Raw genomic sequence first — 12,484 nt, 5'->3', positions numbered from 1 at the left:
TATGAGCCAGTTTTTTTACATTCATCCCGATAACCCACAAGCGCGTCTGATTAATCAGGCGGTGGCTTTGCTGCGCGAAGGCGCGGTGGTGGTGTATCCGACCGATTCGGGCTATGCCATGGGCTGTATGCTGGGCGATAAGCATGCGATGGATCGAATTGTTCGCATCCGTCAATTAGACCCAGAGCATAACTTTACCTTGGTGTGCCGCGATCTGTCTGAGATCTCGTTGTACGCACAGGTCAGTAACTCCGCTTTTCGCTTGATCAAAAATAACACGCCGGGCGCTTACACCTTTATTTTGAAGGCGACTAAAGAAGTGCCGCGCCGTTTGATGACGCCAAAGCGTAAAACCATAGGTCTGCGGGTGCCGGATAACAATATTGCGCAAGCTTTGTTGGAGGCGTTGGGTGAGCCGTTGATGTCCACCTCGCTGATTTTGCCGGGCAATGATTTTACTGAGTCTGATCCAGAAGAGATCCGCGATCATTTAGAACATCAGGTCGATTTGATCATCAATGGCGGTTACCTTGGCCAACAGCCTACCACCGTGATTGATTTGACCGAAGATGCACCGGTTATCGTGCGTGAAGGGGTTGCCGATAGCGCGCCATTTCATTGATGCGCGGCGGTGCATCAGGTATGATGCTGCCCCCTTTGGGTAAAGCCTCAATCGGGCAGCTTACCGAAACGAAATCCGAAACGAAACACACTAGCGACGCCTGTGAAGGCGACAATGAGAGGTTGGCTCAATGAGCGAAAAACTGCAAAAAGTATTGGCCCGTGCCGGTCACGGCTCCCGACGTGAAATTGAAGCAATGATCGAGCAGGGACGTGTCAGTGTCGATGGCAAAGTAGCGACACTCGGTGATCGTGTTGATACTCGCCAACCGCTGAAAGTGCGTATTGACGGTCATATTGTTTCCATCAAAGAAAAAGACGAAGTGATTTGTCGCGTTCTGGCGTATTACAAGCCGGAAGGTGAGCTTTGTACGCGTAAAGACCCGGATGGTCGTCCTACCGTATTCGATCGTCTGCCACGTATGAAAGGGGCGCGTTGGATAGCCGTAGGTCGTCTGGACGTGAATACCTCAGGTCTGCTGCTGTTCACGACCGATGGTGAACTGGCGAACCGTCTGATGCACCCAAGCCAAGAAGTTGAACGTGAGTACTCTGTACGTGTGTTTGGCGCGGTGGATGATGCTATGTTGCAACGTCTGCGTCTGGGCGTGCAGTTGGAAGATGGTCCGGCGTCCTTTAAGTCCATCAAGTTCCAGGGCGGTGAGGGTATCAACCAGTGGTTTAACGTCACCCTGACCGAAGGCCGTAACCGTGAAGTGCGTCGTCTGTGGGAATCACAGGGCGTGCAGGTGAGCCGTCTGATCCGTGTGCGCTACGGTGACATCAAGCTGCCTAAGCTGGTGCCGCGTGGTGGCTGGGCAGAGCTGGAACTGAAAGATGTGAACTACTTGCGTGAGCTGGTGGGTCTGAAGGAAGAGACTCAGACCAAAGTGGCGGTGGAACATCAGCGTCGGACCAAGAATCCGAACCAGATCCGTCGTGCAGTGCGCCGTCATACTCAGCAACAGCAGCAGCAGCGTCGTCCGCGTCGTCCTGCTTAACTGGATGTGCAAATACAGCGAACAACAAAAATACCCGCCATTGGCGGGTATTTTTTTATCAGCACTAATTAACGATTATCTGTGGTCAGTGCTTACTGAGCGGGATCAGGATAGTTACCGCTGGCATCCAGTTGTTGTGCAGGATGAGCGTTACTGGCCGGAGCGGGTGAAGCGGCATTGGTGCTGCCATTCTCACTCTGCGCAGGTTGTGCGGGTTGATTCGTCACGCTCTGCCAGACTTTTTTGCCTTGCAGCATCATGCCATCCCACGACGATTTTAACTGATTTTCTGCTTCTGCGCGGGCCGCTTTATTCTCCGGTGCATTCCATGTGTTTTGCACGTTGCCAATGGTGGTGTCTACCGAGCTTTTCACCGAGTCATACTTTTGCTGCAGTTGCAGCTTTTCACTGGTTTTGTCCCAGCCGGTTTTGACTTGTTCGGCAGCCTTGTCGACCGAGTTACGCGCCGCATCGTATTTTTGCGGCAGCTCTAGCTGCTCACTGGTTTTGCCTGCCCACTCTTTAGTGGTATCCGCTGCTTGCTCCAGTGCTTCGGTAGAGGTGGCTACTGCCTGATCATACTGACGATAAAGGGTTTCGGCATGTGCGGTTGCTATGCTGCCACTGAACAGCATCAACACAGCAATCAGTAACTGACGGTTCATAGAGTAACCTCACGGCTTTTATGATGTTCTGTCATTTATGACCACCATTTTAGGCCGAGATTCCCGTAGCGGCAGGATTTTGTGCGGTGATTATGTAAGCTGATTTGTCTAATTGATGGGGAAGCGGTATTACATGGTACCGCTTCCCTTGATGCCGGTTATGCTTAGTTGATGAATGTGCGCTGTAAAACGCAGGTGTGATACGCTAAATACGCGTGCTCTTAGCGCGCGATTCCCGGTAAGCGATTAGGCTGCGCATCAAAACTTTGGCCGTTTTCTTGTTTGCTGTCATCGCCCATCAAGTAGAGGTAAACCGGCATGATCTCGGCGGCGGTTTTCAGTAATTCTGGATTTTCCGCAGGGAAGGCTTTGGCGCGCATTCCGGTACGGGTACCGCCCGGATTGATGCAGTTGACACGCACTTGCGTGTTTTCCAGCTCATCGGCCAGCACTTGCATCATCCCTTCGGTTGCAAATTTGGATACCGCGTAGGCACCCCAAAACGCTCGGCCTTTTTTCCCGACACTCGAAGAGGTGAAAACCAAGGAAGCAGACGGGGCCGCATGCAGCAGTGGCAGCAAGGCTTGCGCCAGTAAAAACTGCGCCGTGACATTCACTTGCATCACTTCCCGCCACGTTTTCTCATCATATTGGGCAAGCGGTGACAGCACCCCCAAAATACCGGCGTTCAGCAGCGCACCATCAAGGCGACCAAATTGTTCGCGAATTGACTCGGCAATCTGCTGATAATGCTGACCGGTCGCGCCCATCATATCCAGTGCGATGATGGCGGGCTCTTGGCCGCCTTGCGCCACAATAGCATCGTAGGTCGCTTCCAGTTTGCGCACCGTTTTACCCAGCAGGATCACCGTTGCACCATGACGGGCATACGTGAGTGCGGCTTCCTTTCCGATCCCATCTCCGGCACCACTGACCAGAATAATACGGTCAGTCAGTAAGTTTTCAGGGGCTTGATAATCCACGTAATACCCTCTTTTGACAGTCAGACAATGACGCATTGTTAATATTTGCGCATTGTAACCTGATTGTGACGTAATCGCGACATTGGGCATTGGCCAAGCATTTGTTAGGATGTACACAGGATATGCCAAATAAATAAGGTGAACTGTGGAATTTCTTTATCAATACGGTGTTTTTCTGGCCAAATCACTCACCGTATTTGCGGTTATCGGTGGATTACTGTTGCTGGTGTTTGGTTTGGCGCAGCGAAGCAAACCGGGCAAACGCGGCGAGTTGCAGGTAACCGACCTAGGCCAGCAATACCGTGAACTGGTGGATGAGCTCAAAGAGATGCGCTTGGATGAGCATGCGCTGAAAACTGAGCGTAAAAAGCAGAAAAAAGAGGAAAAAGCGCAAGAAAAGGCACGTAAAAAGGCCGAAAAGAGCGTTGAAAAAGAGGGCGCTGAGCGCGAAGAGGGTAAGCCTTGTGTGTACGTTCTGAACTTTAAAGGCAGCATGGATGCCCATGAAGTGGCGTCATTACGCGAAGAGGTCACCGCAGTGTTGGCGATTGCCTCTGAGCGCGATGAAGTGCTAGTACGCTTGGAAAGCCCTGGCGGTGTGGTGCATGGTTATGGGTTGGCTGCATCGCAGTTGGCACGGTTGAAAGCCAAAGGGCTGAAAGTTACAGTCGCCGTGGATAAAGTGGCTGCCAGTGGCGGTTACATGATGGCCTGTATCGCGGATCATATTGTGTCGGCACCTTTTGCGATTATCGGCTCTATTGGCGTGGTGGCGCAGATCCCCAACATCCATCGTTTACTGAAAAAACATGATGTGGATGTGGAGCTGATGACGGCGGGTGAGTACAAACGTACGTTGACCATGTTGGGTGAGAATACCGACAAAGGCCGAGAGAAGTTCCGCCAAGAGTTGGAAGAAACCCATCAGCTGTTCAAAGACTTTGTGTCTCAATATCGCCCTTCTTTGGATATCAACAGTGTGGCGACCGGTGAACACTGGTTCGGCCAGCAGGCGCTGGATAAAGGCTTAGTGGATGAAATTGCCACGAGCGATGATGTGTTGCTGCGCGAAATTGCCGAAAAAGATGTGCTAGAAGTCCGCTATATTTTGCGGAAAAAGCTTACAGACAAACTGGCCCACAGTGTGGAAGAGGGCACTGATCGCCTGCTGCTACGCTGGATGCAACGCGGACAGCGTCCACTGCTGTAAGACAACGTACGACAAAATGTAATGCGTTGTGGCTAACCTGTTCCGGTATGGGCTACTGCCATATCGGAGCGGGATGTGGTTTACTGCATCCATAAGAATATGCGTGCAGAAGTCATTTCCCCGGCTTGAATCTGCCGGGATCAAAACATGCTGTGCACTTATCCAATTGATTAATTGAAATAAAGGTCACCGTGATGTACTGGGCGTGGTTGGTGTTGTCGTTTCGCGGCCGGATTTCAAGGATGCAATTTGGTTTGGGGTTAGGGTTTGCCGTTGGGGTGATGCTGTTTTTCCACGGTCTGGGCGGGTTTGTCACGCTGCTATGGCCGGGGATGGACTTAAACTGGATGGATGCCAGTTTGGCCGTATTCATGGTCTGCGCCTTACTGGCCTTGCTGGTTAAGCGACTGCGCGATGCGGGGTTGAGTGCGTCATGGTTATGGCTGAATGTGTTGCCTGGCGGTGGAACATTATTGCTGCTGTGTGTGGTGCTAATTCGCGGCACTGTGCCTGCATCGGCGAGCCAGACGGGTATTTCTGCATCATCAGTGAGTCAATCTAGCGCTCTATCTATAACGGATGCTACAACGGATGCGTTACAACAGCGTCGCGTGTGAATAACCCGCCGCCAGCGGCTCACGATGGTGATATCGCTGCGCTGTTGGCGGGGCGCTGATGGCCGGATGTGCTAAGCCGGTGTTATGTCGGCGTCATCCCGCAGGGCGCTTTAGTCAATCAGAATGTATTTCTCTGACAGACGGTGCGCCAGATGCTTGAACATGTTGAATACTGCGGTGCTTTTTCCGGTAGGCATGCCTTTCTCATCCAGAAAGTAGTTACCACGGAAAATTAGCACGCCGTTTTTCTGCTCTACATCATCAGCATGCATGCCGTGCATAAAATCTTCGTGTTCCGCAATCATCTTGTTCGCCAGCTCCAGCATGGCAGCACGGGTGATTGGTTGTTTTTCGTCAGTATGAGTAGCAGAAGACATCGTCATTTTATTTCCTTGTACAGCGGTGTAACACAAACAGCCACTATTCTAGCATGACTGCGGTCACTCGCATGCCTGACGTTAATGATTCCACTATTTCACCATTCAATTACTCCTCTGCAGAGTGTCCGACTTGCTGAAAGCGATAGAGACTGCCCAAGTGCAGAATTTGTGTCAGTTCGTCTAGGGCGCGGCATGATTCGTCAAGCAAGGCCGGATCGCGCAAATCTGACAGTGTCAGTCGGTCGCGATAATGCTTGTTCACCCAATGTGTGAGTTGATCGATTTTCGCGTTATCAAGTAGGCAATGGGGCTGAACGGCAGCCATCTCATCGGCAGTGAGTACTATGCGCAAGCGCAGGCAGGCGGGCCCTCCGCCATTTTGCATGCTTTGGCGCAAATCCAGATAAGTGATCTGACTGAGCCGCGGATAGCGCTCTGGCAAAGCTTGCAGATAGGCACTGATGACCGGATGTTCTTGGCATTCGTAAGGCGCGATCAGGGCCATGCTTTGGTCCGGCAAGGTCACTAATTGTGAGTTAAACAAATAACTTTGTACCGCGTCGGTGACGCTCACTTGTTGTTCTGGAACTTCGATAAAGGCGATATCTGCAGCGCTTAAACGTTCTGTTACCGCTTGTTTTAGGCTTTCGGTCGCCAAAAAGGCCTGTTGGTGGTAAAACAGGACGCTTTCATTGCCCACGGCAATAACGTCGTTATGAAATACACCCTGATCAATGACTTGCGGATTTTGCTGAATGAATATCGCATTATCATGATCTAAGCCGTGTTGGCGAGCAATGGCCTGCGAGGCCTCCAGCGTTTGTCTGGCAGGAAAACGGTGCGGGAAAGTGCGGCTTTCATCAAAAAAAGAACGCCCGTACACAAAAATGTGAAGACCTGACATTCCATGCGTGGGGCATATTCGGGTATGGTTGGCCGCACCTTCATCGCTGAACATATCATGCGGTGGTAATGCGGGATGATGAGTAAAGTACTTGTCATCCGCAAAAACGGCACGCAGAATGCGCGCTGTTGTTTCTGATTCCAATGACCGATGAAATTTATTCAGCAAATTGGCCGGGGTAAAGTGAACTTTCCCATCATGGCTATCGGCGCTGGGCGTAACAGTAGCAGCGTTCGCCGTCCACATGGATGAGGCAGAGGTCACAGCGGCCAGCAAGCGCGGATTATACTGATAGGCTTTCTCCAAGATTTGGGCTCGGCTACCCGAAAACCCTAAATGGCGTAGCGCGCTCAGTAATGGCCGCTCGTGCGGTGGCAAAATGCCTTGCGCCAACCCTAGATTTAGCATCAGGCGCATCTTTTCTAGCCCTTGCAGCGCGGCTTGGCGCGGGTTGGAAGGGTGGTGAGCAAAGTGCGTGGATGCGATGTTACCGGCAGAAAGTCCGGCGTAGTTATGCGTCGGGCCGACTAATCCGTCGAAGTTGATTTCGCAACTGGTGTTCCGTGGTCGTGGCATAGGCAGTCATCCTGTCAGTGACAACCAGCATAGGGACATTAACGTCTAGGGAAGCGCTTTCGTTCTGTGTCATGCGATGCGGCATGCCTTCTTGAAGGAATAACAGCAGTCTTGGTTTTGTGCAAGTTGCACGGTCAGGATTGTATAGGTACTAAACAACAAATCAGTGGATAACGAAAAAGAGGTTGATCTCCTGAGTTTGTACCGCAATATAAATAAGAGACATTTTTACGGGCCAGCAGCTTACAGTGAGCGATGCGGTCGGAAAGGATAAATTTAGGTAATCACCACTATGGGTAAATCGCTCGTTATCGTAGAGTCCCCTGCGAAAGCAAAAACAATTAACAAATATTTGGGTAGCGATTTCATCGTTAAGTCCAGCGTGGGTCATATCCGCGATTTACCGACCAGTGGTTCGGCTTCGACCGCCGCTAAAAAAGCGCCGGTAAGCACTAAGGGCCTGTCGCCGGAAGAAAAAGCGATCGTCACCAAGAAAAAAGAGCGTGATTCGCTGATCTCTCGCATGGGGATAGATCCCTACCATGACTGGAAGGCGCATTATGAGATCCTGCCAGGCAAGGAAAAGGTGGTTACCGAACTGAAAACCTTGGCCGAAAAAGCCGATAAAATTTACCTCGCAACGGACTTGGACCGCGAAGGGGAAGCCATTGCTTGGCACCTGCGGGAAGTGATTGGTGGCGATGACACACGTTATCAACGTGTGGTGTTTAACGAAATTACCAAAAATGCGATTCAACAGGCGTTTGAAGCGCCGTCTGAGCTAAATCTGGATCGCGTTAATGCTCAGCAAGCGCGTCGTTTCCTCGACCGCGTGGTGGGCTATATGGTTTCGCCACTGCTGTGGAAAAAGGTTGCGCGTGGTTTGTCGGCAGGTCGTGTGCAGTCAGTTGCGGTGCGTCTGGTGGTAGAGCGTGAGCGCGAAATCAAAGCGTTTATCCCAGAAGAGTACTGGGAGCTGCATGCTGATTTGAATGTGGGTGAAACCCCACTGCGCATGCAAGTGACGCAGCGTAACGGCAAAGCCTTCGAGCCGGTTACCGGTGAAGAAACTGCGGCCGCGGTTTCTTTGTTGCAACGTGCGCAATACGTGGTGGCCGAGCGTGAAGATCGCCCGACCTCCAGTAAGCCATCCGCACCGTTTATCACGTCAACATTGCAGCAGGCAGCCAGTACACGTCTGGGCTATGGCGTGAAAAAGACCATGATGCTGGCGCAGCGTCTGTATGAAGCCGGTCACATCACCTATATGCGTACTGACTCTACTAACTTGAGCCAAGATGCGCTGGGTATGGTGCGTGGTTACATCGAATCAGAGTTTGGTGAGAAATACTTGCCAACCAATCCGGTGGTGTATTCAAGCAAAGAGAACGCTCAGGAAGCGCACGAAGCTATTCGTCCATCTGATGTCAATGTGCTGGCTGAACAGCTCAAAGACATGGAGCAAGACGCGCAGAAGCTGTATCAGCTGATTTGGCGTCAATTTGTGGCTTGCCAGATGATGCCAGCCAAATATGACTCCACCACTTTGCTGGTGTCGGCGGGTGAATTCACCTTGAAAGCTAAGGGCCGTACTCTGCGTTTTGATGGTTGGACTCGTGTGCAACCGGCGATGCGTAAAAACGACGAAGATCAGACTCTGCCGCACGTCGAGCAAGGTCAGATCTTGAGTATGATCGCACTGGATCCAAGCCAACACTTTACCAAGCCGCCAGCACGTTTTAGCGAAGCGTCATTGGTAAAAGAGCTGGAAAAGCGTGGTATTGGCCGTCCGTCAACGTACGCAGCGATTATCTCTACCATCCAAGATCGTGGTTATGTGCGTGTTGAGAACCGCCGTTTCTACGCCGAGAAGATGGGTGAGATTGTTTCCGATCGTCTGGAAGAGAACTTCACCAAGCTGATGAGCTACGATTTTACTGCTCATATGGAAGGTGAACTGGATGATGTGGCAAACGGCAAAGAAGAGTGGCGTCAGGTTCTGAATCGCTTCTTTAAAGATTTCACTTCACGCTTGGAAGTGGCTGAAAAAGATGAAACTGAAGGTGGCATGCGTGCTAACCCAATGGTGCTGACGGACATCGATTGCCCGACATGTGGCCGTCAAATGGGGATCCGCACGGCGACCACTGGCGTTTTCCTGGGCTGCTCTGGCTATGCGCTGCCACCGAAAGAGCGCTGCAAGACCACCATCAACCTGATCCCAGAAGCTGAGCTGCTCAACATTCTGGAAGGGGACGTGGCCGAGACCAACGCACTGATGGCGCGTCGCCGCTGTGCTAAGTGCGGCACGGCGATGGATAGCTATCTGCTGGATAACACCCGTAAACTGCATGTGTGCGGTAATAATCCAAGCTGTGATGGCTATGAGATTGAAACCGGTGAGTTCCGTCTCAAAGGCTATGATGGTCCGGTGATTGAGTGCGACAAGTGTGGCGCTGAGATGCACCTGAAAGTGGGCCGTTTCGGTAAATATATGGGTTGTACTAACCCAGATTGTAAGAACACCCGTAAGATTTTGAAGAGCGGTGAGATCGCGCCGCCGAAAGAAGATCCTGTACCGCTGCCAGAGCTGGCATGTGAAAAATCGGATGCATATTTCGTGCTGCGTGATGGTGCAGCTGGTGTGTTCTTGGCGGCCAATACCTTCCCGAAATCGCGTGAAACACGTGCTCCGCTGGTGGAAGAGTTAGTCCGCTTTAAAGAGCGTCTGCCGGAAAAACTGCGCTATTTAGCCGATGCCCCAGTAGCCGATCCGGAAGGTAATAAGACTACCGTGCGCTTTAGCCGTAAGACTAAGCAGCAGTATGTAGCATCCGAGAAAGAGGGTAAAGCGACCGGCTGGTCAGCATTCTATGTTGACGGCAAGTGGGTTGCTAAAGAGAAGTAATCATCCGGATGGGCAGCTAGTTACTATACAGCACAGAGCCCAACCGTTAGATAACGCGCACTTCGTATAAATAATGGCCGGTTTTCCGGCCATTGTTGTTTTTATGGCTTCTAGTTTCTATGGTTTCTATTGAGTGTGAGGCCGTGGGTTCGTACATGGATGATGTCATAAGGTGGTCAGTGTAGCTGCGTGTTATAGCCTTACGAGGTCGCGTGGCACTAGACTTGCTTAACACGATAACTCTCTCCCATGCAATGACTCGCCTAATCCTGTGCACACAACCTCATTGCGGCAATAAGAATATCTTCTGTGATATACCGGCAGGCGTTAATGCCAGATTGCACGCGATGCTCGCTTGGGATACGTGAATACAGGGATGGCAGTGTACGTGGGAATAAGAAAGCAAAAAGCCGCAAAGCGGCTTTTTAAATGATGAGGTAATTTACAAAATACATTACAGGTCGTGAGGGAAGTCAGATTATTGTCATTATGGCGTTATTATTCTGACTCTTTATAGATTGCTGTGCGGATAATTTATCCTTATGTAGCAAATATCCCTACTACGATTCGCTAATTACCATTTTTTCTTCGGCTGGAACAATATATCTAACTCATCGGTTTCTTTCTGACGGTTTTGTTTATCCAGCTTATTCTTTATTTCGTTCTGATGACGATTAATTTCTTCGATATCAGCCAGCATTCGCGAAGTCATTTTCTCGGCGTAATCATCTTCATATTTCGCCAGTGCATTGAGACCTTTAGTCAGCAGTTGTTTGGCATTAGACCACTGATTGGCCGTTAAGGCTTCACGGGCGCGCTTGTACAGATTGTCGATGTTAATCATCAACTGCAGACGCTCTAAGCGCTGGTTTTCCGTGATAAATGAGCGCGTTTCCATGCGGCCATAGCCATGCTCAGCGCGGATCACGGCACGCAGACGACGGATAAGTTTAAGTAATGCCAGCGCTTGCTTATCGTTTTCTGGTTGCGTGAAGCTGCTTAAGTCTTGACCTTTAAAGGATTGTTTTGATTGTTCGATCTGACTTTGCGTGGCAATCACTTGTTGGGCCAAATCGGCATTCTTATTGTCCAGTGCAGCGAGGCCTTTAATGGCGGTAAAACTGCGAACCTGCAAGCAAAGTAGCAGGTCTTTACTGAAGGGAATGATATTGATTTGGGAGAGCAGTTGGTCTGTCTCATCAATGATTGCTTTTAATTTTTGTGACTCAATTTTCTTTTCGTGTTCAATTCTTGCTCGGTTTTGCACAATAACGTTATAGCCAATAACGAGGAGTAAAAGAACACCAAGCAAGACGAAAAACAGCATTAAGTTCATAGACGGTGCTCTGAATCTGTAATTTTAGTAAAAACTCTGTCAAAGATACACTATCATGGGATTTCATGATAGTGGTTGTGTTTCTATTCTTGTACATGCATACAGAAAAACAAGCGATAAATCAGATTCTCAAAATCTGGTATAGGCTTATGCGCTATTCGCATGGCAATTTTTTGCTTTTATTAATAAACTGTATGTCAAGAGTATGCGCTGTTGGGAACTGGGCATACTTGCAAAGGTTGTATCGGCAATAATGCCAATAGAGTTAAAGGAATAACGGTTGAGTTGGCTATGAAATTACAACAGCTTCGATATATTGTAGAAGTGGTTAACCACAATCTGAATGTCTCTTCTACGGCAGAAGGGCTGTACACCTCACAGCCGGGGATCAGCAAACAAGTTCGGATGTTGGAAGACGAACTGGGCATCCAGATTTTTGAGCGCAGTGGTAAACACCTGACGCAGATAACACCTGCTGGACGCGACATTATCCGTATTGCGCGCGATATTCTGGCCAAGGTGGAAAGTATCAAGTCAGTGGCGGGTGAACATACTCATCCTGAGCGAGGAACGCTCAACATTTCCACTACTCATACCCAAGCACGCTATGCGCTGCCGAAAGTGATTAAAGCGTTTATCGAGCGCTATCCGAAAGTCTCTTTGCACATGCATCAGGGCACGCCAGCGCAGATTTCTGAAGCGGTGGCCAAAGGCGCGGCAGATTTCGCGATTGCCACTGAAGCGTTGCATCTGTATCACGATCTGGTGATGTTGCCATGCTATCACTGGAATCGTTCGATTGTGGTGTCGCCGAACCATCCACTGGCGCATAAATCGCAAATTACCATCCATGATCTGGCGGCGTATCCGCTTGTCACTTACATCTTTGGTTTTACGGGCCGCTCTGAGCTGGACTCAGCTTTTAATCGTGCTGGGTTGACGCCGCGTATTGTGTTTACCGCGACCGATGCGGATGTGATTAAAACCTATGTCCGTTTAGGCATTGGGGTCGGTGTCATTGCCTCGATGGCGGTAGATCCCGCGCTGGATAAAGATCTGATCGCCATTGATGCGAGCCATATCTTCGATGCTAGCACCACTAAAATTGGGTTCCGTAAAGGCACCTTCTTGCGTACCTATATGTACGATTTCATGCAGCGTTTTGCTCCTCACCTGACCAAGGATCTGGTTAATACTGCGATTTCATTACGCTCGAATGAAGAAATCGAAGAGATGTTTGAAGATATCAAACTGCCGGTGCGCTAGGAACCGAGCACTAAACC

General features: G+C 50.2%; 11 protein-coding genes. 6 read left to right on the top strand and 5 right to left on the bottom strand.

Annotation, left to right across the window (positions count from 1 at the left end):
* Position 1: 1 nt before the first annotated feature.
* Complete coding sequence (locus NCTC9997_RS09320) at positions 2–622, top strand: L-threonylcarbamoyladenylate synthase (protein WP_010863945.1); 621 nt, start codon at positions 2–4, stop codon at positions 620–622.
* A 130-nt stretch (positions 623–752) separates the two neighbouring features.
* A complete protein-coding gene (rluB, locus tag NCTC9997_RS09315) occupies positions 753–1,622 on the top strand; it encodes a 23S rRNA pseudouridine(2605) synthase RluB (protein WP_064977930.1) in 870 nt (289 codons plus the stop codon).
* A 92-nt stretch (positions 1,623–1,714) separates the two neighbouring features.
* On the opposite strand, the gene NCTC9997_RS09310 is transcribed toward rluB, so the two are convergent.
* On the bottom strand, positions 1,715–2,287 hold the full coding sequence (locus NCTC9997_RS09310) for a hypothetical protein (RefSeq protein ID WP_064977929.1): 573 nt from the start codon (positions 2,285–2,287) through the stop codon (positions 1,715–1,717).
* A 221-nt stretch (positions 2,288–2,508) separates the two neighbouring features.
* On the bottom strand, positions 2,509–3,270 hold the full coding sequence (locus NCTC9997_RS09305) for a YciK family oxidoreductase (protein ID WP_230403001.1): 762 nt from the start codon (positions 3,268–3,270) through the stop codon (positions 2,509–2,511).
* A 145-nt stretch (positions 3,271–3,415) separates the two neighbouring features.
* On the opposite strand from NCTC9997_RS09305, the gene sohB reads away from it, so the two are divergent.
* Positions 3,416–4,480 (top strand): protease SohB, encoded by a 1,065-nt coding sequence (sohB, locus tag NCTC9997_RS09300; RefSeq protein ID WP_064977927.1) that lies wholly within the window; start codon positions 3,416–3,418, stop codon positions 4,478–4,480.
* Between the two features lie 194 nt (positions 4,481–4,674).
* On the top strand, positions 4,675–5,097 hold the full coding sequence (locus NCTC9997_RS09295; RefSeq protein ID WP_081632882.1) for a DUF805 domain-containing protein: 423 nt from the start codon (positions 4,675–4,677) through the stop codon (positions 5,095–5,097).
* A 110-nt stretch (positions 5,098–5,207) separates the two neighbouring features.
* Here NCTC9997_RS09295 and NCTC9997_RS09290 read toward each other — a convergent pair whose 3' ends face one another.
* Together NCTC9997_RS09290 and astB are read right to left on the bottom strand one after the other, a co-directional pair.
* The gene (locus NCTC9997_RS09290) at positions 5,208–5,474 is read right to left on the bottom strand and encodes a YciN family protein (protein WP_039044963.1); all 267 of its coding nucleotides are present in this window, start codon (positions 5,472–5,474) and stop codon (positions 5,208–5,210) included.
* A 109-nt stretch (positions 5,475–5,583) separates the two neighbouring features.
* Positions 5,584–6,957, bottom strand: coding sequence for an N-succinylarginine dihydrolase (astB, locus tag NCTC9997_RS09285; RefSeq protein WP_064977926.1), 1,374 nt, complete (start codon positions 6,955–6,957; stop codon positions 5,584–5,586).
* A gap of 292 nt (positions 6,958–7,249) precedes the next feature.
* On the opposite strand from astB, the gene topA reads away from it, so the two are divergent.
* Positions 7,250–9,865, top strand: a complete 2,616-nt coding sequence (gene topA / locus NCTC9997_RS09280; RefSeq protein ID WP_039044872.1) for a type I DNA topoisomerase — start codon at positions 7,250–7,252, stop codon at positions 9,863–9,865.
* A 574-nt stretch (positions 9,866–10,439) separates the two neighbouring features.
* On the opposite strand, the gene NCTC9997_RS09275 is transcribed toward topA, so the two are convergent.
* Complete coding sequence (locus NCTC9997_RS09275) at positions 10,440–11,201, bottom strand: hypothetical protein (protein WP_010863936.1); 762 nt, start codon at positions 11,199–11,201, stop codon at positions 10,440–10,442.
* 291 nt (positions 11,202–11,492) lie between these two features.
* On the opposite strand from NCTC9997_RS09275, the gene cysB reads away from it, so the two are divergent.
* Complete coding sequence (gene cysB / locus NCTC9997_RS09270) at positions 11,493–12,467, top strand: HTH-type transcriptional regulator CysB (protein WP_010863935.1); 975 nt, start codon at positions 11,493–11,495, stop codon at positions 12,465–12,467.
* The last annotated feature ends 17 nt before the right edge of the window (positions 12,468–12,484 follow it).

Source organism: Plesiomonas shigelloides (assembly GCF_900087055.1).
GTDB lineage: Bacteria > Pseudomonadota > Gammaproteobacteria > Enterobacterales > CAMTGL01 > Plesiomonas > Plesiomonas shigelloides.
This window is presented reverse-complemented; position numbering and strand designations above follow the sequence as displayed.

What these genes read in the sequence shown, in the direction of transcription:
- NCTC9997_RS09320 (WP_010863945.1), top strand. Translation starts at nt 2, where the DNA reads ATGAGCCAGTTTTTTTACATTCATCCCGATAACCCACAAGCGCGTCTG.
- rluB (WP_064977930.1), top strand. Translation starts at nt 753, where the DNA reads ATGAGCGAAAAACTGCAAAAAGTATTGGCCCGTGCCGGTCACGGCTCC.
- NCTC9997_RS09275 (WP_010863936.1), bottom strand. Translation starts at nt 11,201, where the DNA reads ATGAACTTAATGCTGTTTTTCGTCTTGCTTGGTGTTCTTTTACTCCTC.
- cysB (WP_010863935.1), top strand. Translation starts at nt 11,493, where the DNA reads ATGAAATTACAACAGCTTCGATATATTGTAGAAGTGGTTAACCACAAT.
- topA (WP_039044872.1), top strand. Translation starts at nt 7,250, where the DNA reads ATGGGTAAATCGCTCGTTATCGTAGAGTCCCCTGCGAAAGCAAAAACA.
- NCTC9997_RS09290 (WP_039044963.1), bottom strand. Translation starts at nt 5,474, where the DNA reads ATGTCTTCTGCTACTCATACTGACGAAAAACAACCAATCACCCGTGCT.
- NCTC9997_RS09310 (WP_064977929.1), bottom strand. Translation starts at nt 2,287, where the DNA reads ATGAACCGTCAGTTACTGATTGCTGTGTTGATGCTGTTCAGTGGCAGC.
- astB (WP_064977926.1), bottom strand. Translation starts at nt 6,957, where the DNA reads ATGCCACGACCACGGAACACCAGTTGCGAAATCAACTTCGACGGATTA.
- NCTC9997_RS09295 (WP_081632882.1), top strand. Translation starts at nt 4,675, where the DNA reads ATGTACTGGGCGTGGTTGGTGTTGTCGTTTCGCGGCCGGATTTCAAGG.